The organism is Collimonas fungivorans (genome assembly GCF_028292705.1).
Classification (GTDB): domain Bacteria; phylum Pseudomonadota; class Gammaproteobacteria; order Burkholderiales; family Burkholderiaceae_D; genus Collimonas; species Collimonas fungivorans_B.
Genome location: NZ_JAQGLV010000039.1, coordinates 1 through 5,135 on the forward strand (window position 1 = coordinate 1; position 5,135 = coordinate 5,135).

A 5,135-nucleotide genomic window follows, 5' to 3' on the forward strand; every position below is an offset into this window, starting at 1 on the left:
AGCAAAGGCAGCAGGCCGTGATGCAAGCCTTCCTTGCGCAATTGCTGCAGGCAAGCCAGGGCATGGCCGCTCATCAGCAGCTTCAGCATTTCGTCGAACACCCGCGCCGCAGGGACATTGTCGATCAGCGCCGCCATCACCGGGATCGGCGCCCGGGTGGCCGGATCGATCGTGAACTTGAGCTTGGCGGCGAAGCGCACGATGCGCAGCATGCGCACCGGATCTTCGCGGAAGCGCGCTTCCGGCTCGCCGATGATGCGCAAGGTCTTGGCGCGGATGTCGTCGATGCCGCCGTGGTAATCGAGCACGCTCTCGGTGGCCGGATCGTAGTACATCGCATTGATGGTGAAATCGCGCCGCACCGCATCTTCGTGCTGCTCGCCGAAGGTGTTGTCGCGCAGGACACGGCCATGCTCGTCTTTCGGCGAACCGTCGGAGGAGGCGCCGCGGAAAGTGGTGACTTCGATCAGCTCCTGGCCGAACATCACGTGCACGATCTGGAAGCGCTTGCCGATGATGAAAGCACGCCGGAACAGGCGCTTGACCTGTTCCGGCGTGGCGTTGGTGGCGACGTCGAAATCCTTGGGTTTCACGCCCAGCAGCAGGTCGCGCACCGCACCGCCGACGATAAAGGCCTTGAAGCCGTTATCCTGCAAGGTCTTGGTGACCCTTACCGCATTCGGCGACACCAGCTGCGGATTGATGCCATGCTGTTTCGGGCCGAGTATCAACGGTTGGGTGGGATCTTTTTTCTTTTTCCCAAGGATGGAGCGAATCAGCTTCTTGATCATTGCGCGTCGAATAAATTCAGGATGGGCCAGCCGTGGGCAATTGCGTGCTCTTTCAGGCGGGCGTTCGGATTGGTTGCGATAGGGTCGGTGACCAACGCCATCAGCGGCAGGTCGTTGTGCGAATCGCTATAGAAAAAACTGCGCGGGAAACTGGCCAGCGTCATGTCCATGGTCGCCAGCCAGGCCCGGGTGTGGGTGACCTTGCCGGGGCCGTAGGTCGGCGTATCGGCCAGCTTGCCGGTGATCTCGCCGTCACCGGTGGTTTCCGGGTCGGAGGCGATCAGGAAATCGACGCCCAGGGCCTTGGCGATCGGTTCCGTCACGAAGCTGTTGGTGGCGGTCACGATCGCCACCAGGTCGCCGGCGTCCTGGTGCTGTTGCAGCAAGTCGCGCGCCGCCGGGGTAATCTGCGGCAGGATCACCTGCGCCATGAACTGCTCATGCCAGGCATCGAGCTGCTTGCGCGGGAATTTGGACAAGGTGCCGAACGCGAATTCCAGGTATTTGACCGGATCCAGCGTACCAGCCTGGTATTGGGCAAACCATTCGGCGTTGCTCTTTTCAAAAGCATCGGGATCGACTGCGCCGATGCGCGCCAGGAACTGCCCCCATTCATAGTCTGAGTCGACAGGCAGCAGCGTATGGTCAAGGTCGAATAGAGCCAGATTCATAGTAATTGTTTATCTTCGGATTCGAGTTGCAATAAGCTGCGTAGCAAGGGCAGCGTTATGGGGCGCTGGGTTTCCAGCGAATAGCGGTCGAGTTCGTCCAGCATGGCTGACAAAGACCGCATGTCGCGCCGGAAATGCGTAATCAGGTAGGGTAACACGCCGCTCGACAGATGCAGGCCGCGCGCTTGCGCCGCATGCGTCAGGGCGGCGATCTTTTCTTCGTCGCTCAAGCCGTGCAGCTGGTAAATCAGGCCCCAGCCGAGGCGGGTCCGCAAATCTTCGCGCACGCTCAGCTCGGACGGCGGCAGTTCGCCGCTGGTGACCAGCCAGCCGCCGTGTTCGCGGATCTGGTTGAACAGGTTGAAGGCTTCGATCTGGTCGTCGGCCGACAATTTGTCGCAGTTGTCGATCAGGTAACCGGCCACGTCGGGCGAAAAATGGAAGGCGTCGGCGTCGTCATTCGGGCCGTGGATCAGGCGCGCGCTGGTGCTGCTGGCCAGTGCCTGCAGCACATGGCTTTTGCCGGCGCCGGCCTGGCCCCATAGGTAAACGAAGCGGTCGCCCGGCGCGGTGAGGGATTTTGCCGACGGCGCGACCAGACGCTGCAAGAACTGTAAGGCTTCTTGATTCTGCCCGACCACGAAAGTAGCCAGGGTCTGCGGCTCATCCGCAGTAATGTCCAGCGTTAGCTGCCTCATTCTTGTTTCTTCACTTGTTACTTAAATTCAATCAATTGGGGAGCAATATTGGAAGCGATGCTCGCTTCACGTATTATAAAAACTGCTGCTCAGGTAATGTGCGCGCACATGCTTGACCACTACCGACATGATCGCCGAACACGGCAGCGCCAGCAGTATGCCGACAAAACCGAACAGCTGGCCGAAGGCCATCAAGGCAAAAATCACCACCAGCGGATGCAGGCCGATGCGCTCGCCGACCAGGCGCGGCGTCAGGATAAAGCTTTCCAGCACTTGGCCGATGCCATACACGATGGCGACCGCGATCAGCCCGTGCCAGCCGCTGAACTGCAGCATCGCCGCGATCAGCGCCAGCACCAGCCCAAGGCCGAAACCGACATACGGGATGAATACCAGCAAACCGGTAATGATGCCCACAGGCAACGCCACATCAAAGCCGGCAATCGCCAGCCCGGTCGAATAATAAATCGCCAGAACCAACATTACCAGCAATTGGCCGCGCAAATACTGCGCCAGCAGGCTATCCACCTCTTGCGTCATGTTGCCGGTCTTGCCCTGCCAGCGGCGCGGCACCAGGCGGCCTATGCGCTCGACGATCGAGTGCCAGTCCTGCAGCAGGTAAAACAACACTACCGGCACCAGCAGGATGGTGGCGAGCCAGCCCAGCACCGCCGTGCCGCCGACCTTGACCGAAGCCAACACCGAGCTCCAGATTTCGTCGCCGCTGGTCGACAGCTGCTTGGTCAGCATTTCCTTGATGCCGGTGCCGTCCAGCCGCACATTGATGCCGAAATCCTGCAGATGCGGTCCGATCAGACCGTCCAGCTTGTTCAGGAAGTTGGGGATCTGGTCTTGCAGCAAGGGAAATTCTTTGCGCAACACCGGCACCACGATCAGGATCACCGCCAGGATCGCGAACACCAGCAGCAGTATCACCACCAGCACCGCCAGCGCGCGCGGGAAGGGAAATTTACCGATGCGCCTGCGCGACAGCCAGTCGACCCCGGGATTGAGCGCATAGGCGAGGATGGCGGAGGCGATGAAAGGCGTCAGGATCGGTCCCAAAGCCACCATCAGCGCGATCAGCAACAGGCCTAGTCCCAGCCATAATGCGGTTTGTTTTTGTTCGTCGGTAAAAGAAAATGGCATGGAATCGAAAGTTTGATGGATCGGTTTGATAAAATACCGCTTTTACCGCGCAATAACCTGGCCGCAACCAAGCGATTGGAAAGTTAAAAACAAGCTGAAAACAAGACAAAACCCGTGGAAAAGCCGTATTCTCCACTGATTTACTGCTTGTTTGGCTGTTTTTGGCCGGTTATTTGACCTGACAGGCAACGCTGATGCAGCGCTGAATCTCAGTTGCGTGGCCGAATTCTTCCTATTTTACCGCCTCTGCCGCCAATCACATCATGACTTCCACTTCAAACGTGTCCAACGTTCCTCTCTCTTATCGCGATGCCGGTGTTGATATCGACGCCGGCGACGCCCTGGTCGAAGCCATCAAGCCCTTTGCAAAGCGCACCATGCGCGAAGGCGTGATGGGCGGCATCGGCGGTTTCGGCGCCTTGTTCGAAATCAGCAAAAAATTCAAGGAACCGGTGCTGGTGTCCGGCACCGACGGCGTCGGCACCAAGCTGAAGCTGGCTTTCCTCCTGAAGCGCCACGATACGGTCGGCATCGACCTGGTCGCCATGAGCGTCAACGATATCCTGGTGCAAGGCGCCGAGCCGCTGTTTTTCCTGGATTACTTCGCTTGCGGCAAACTCGATGTACCTAGCGCCACCGACGTCATCAAGGGCATCGCCAAAGGCTGCGAGCTGGCAGGCTGCGCCCTGATCGGCGGCGAAACGGCTGAAATGCCGACCATGTATCCGGACGGCGAATACGACCTGGCCGGCTTCGCCGTCGGCGCGGTTGAAAAATCCAAGCTGATCGACGGCACCAAGATCATCCCGGGCGACGTCGTGCTGGGCCTAGCGTCCTCGGGCGCGCACTCCAACGGCTATTCGCTGGTGCGCAAGATCATCGAAGTGGCCCAGCCTGACCTCGACGGCGACTTCCACGGCCGCAAGCTGGCCGACGTGCTGATGGAGCCTACCCGCATTTACGTCAAGCCTTTGCTGGCGCTGATGGAGTCGATGGAAGTCAAGGGCATGGTGCACATCACCGGCGGCGGCCTGGTGGAAAACATTCCGCGCGTGCTGCAAGACAACCTGACAGCCGTATTGCACAGCGACAGCTGGACCATGCCGCCGCTGTTCACCTGGCTGCAGCAGCATGGCCAGGTAGCCGACGCCGAAATGCACCGCGTCTTCAACTGCGGCATCGGCATGACCGTCATCGTCGCCAAGGAAAACGCCGACGCTGCCGTCGCGCAATTGCAAGCCGCCGGTGAAACGGTTTACCGGATCGGTGAAATCCGCGCACGCGCCGAAGGCGAGGCGCAGACTATCGTGCTGTAACTCCTGCGCGGCCAGCCTCAAAAGAAAAAGACGACCGCTTAGGGTCGTCTTTTTTTTGTCTGGCAATTGCAGCACCGGGCAATCTCAAGCGGCTTTAGTCTTCATAACGTTTCAGGCTGGTCGCCATGCCCTTTTCCAGATCGGACATGCAGCTGACAGTCACTTCCAGATCGCGCAGCAGGCCGTCGCGCACGCCGTACACCCAGCTATGGATGGTCAGCGGCTGGCCGCGGTCCCAGGCGTCCTGGACGATGGTGGTGCGGCAGATGTTGGCCACCTGCTCCATCGAATTGAGTTCGCACAGGCGATCGTGGCGCACGCTTTCCGGCAAGGCTTCACCCAGGTAGCGCTCATGCTTCTGGTGCACGTCCTCGACATGGCGCAGCCAGTTGTCGGCCAGGCCGACGCGGCGCTTGGTCAGCGCCGCATGGACGCCGGAGCAACCGTAATGGCCGACCACAAAAACGTGCTTGACCTTCAGTACATCTACCGCAAACTGCAGCACCGACA

6 protein-coding genes are annotated in these 5,135 nt (G+C 59.7%); 1 reads left to right on the forward strand and 5 read right to left on the reverse strand.

From position 1 onward, the window contains the following. The 4 genes from pcnB to JWQ61_RS01865 all read right to left on the reverse strand — a co-directional run. The coding region (pcnB, locus tag JWQ61_RS01850) for a polynucleotide adenylyltransferase PcnB (protein ID WP_304359014.1) at window positions 1-791 on the reverse strand (791 nt) is incomplete at its 3' end. After that, window positions 788-1,462: an HAD family phosphatase gene (locus JWQ61_RS01855; RefSeq protein ID WP_304359015.1), complete on the reverse strand. Its 675-nt coding sequence runs from the start codon at window positions 1,460-1,462 to the stop codon at window positions 788-790. The genes pcnB and JWQ61_RS01855, both read right to left, overlap by 4 nt. Beyond that, window positions 1,459-2,160, reverse strand: coding sequence for a DnaA regulatory inactivator Hda (gene hda, locus JWQ61_RS01860; RefSeq protein ID WP_304359016.1), 702 nt, complete (start codon window positions 2,158-2,160; stop codon window positions 1,459-1,461). The genes JWQ61_RS01855 and hda overlap by 4 nt, the downstream gene beginning before the upstream one ends. A gap of 66 nt (window positions 2,161-2,226) precedes the next feature. Further along, entirely contained in the window at window positions 2,227-3,309 is a 1,083-nt protein-coding gene (locus tag JWQ61_RS01865) for an AI-2E family transporter (RefSeq protein WP_304359017.1), read from the reverse strand. Window positions 3,310-3,572: 263 nt separating this feature from the next. Here JWQ61_RS01865 and purM point away from each other — a divergent pair, with 263 nt between their 5' ends. After that, window positions 3,573-4,625 (forward strand): phosphoribosylformylglycinamidine cyclo-ligase, encoded by a 1,053-nt coding sequence (purM, locus tag JWQ61_RS01870; RefSeq protein WP_304359018.1) that lies wholly within the window; start codon window positions 3,573-3,575, stop codon window positions 4,623-4,625. 94 nt (window positions 4,626-4,719) lie between these two features. On the opposite strand, the gene JWQ61_RS01875 is transcribed toward purM, so the two are convergent. Further along, the coding region (locus JWQ61_RS01875; protein WP_304359019.1) for a carbonic anhydrase at window positions 4,720-5,135 on the reverse strand (416 nt) is incomplete at its 5' end.

Coding starts and splice junctions, on each gene's coding strand:
- JWQ61_RS01855 (WP_304359015.1), bottom strand. CDS start 1,462: ATGAATCTGGCTCTATTCGACCTTGACCATACGCTGCTGCCTGTCGAC.
- hda (WP_304359016.1), bottom strand. CDS start 2,160: ATGAGGCAGCTAACGCTGGACATTACTGCGGATGAGCCGCAGACCCTG.
- JWQ61_RS01865 (WP_304359017.1), bottom strand. CDS start 3,309: ATGCCATTTTCTTTTACCGACGAACAAAAACAAACCGCATTATGGCTG.
- purM (WP_304359018.1), top strand. CDS start 3,573: ATGACTTCCACTTCAAACGTGTCCAACGTTCCTCTCTCTTATCGCGAT.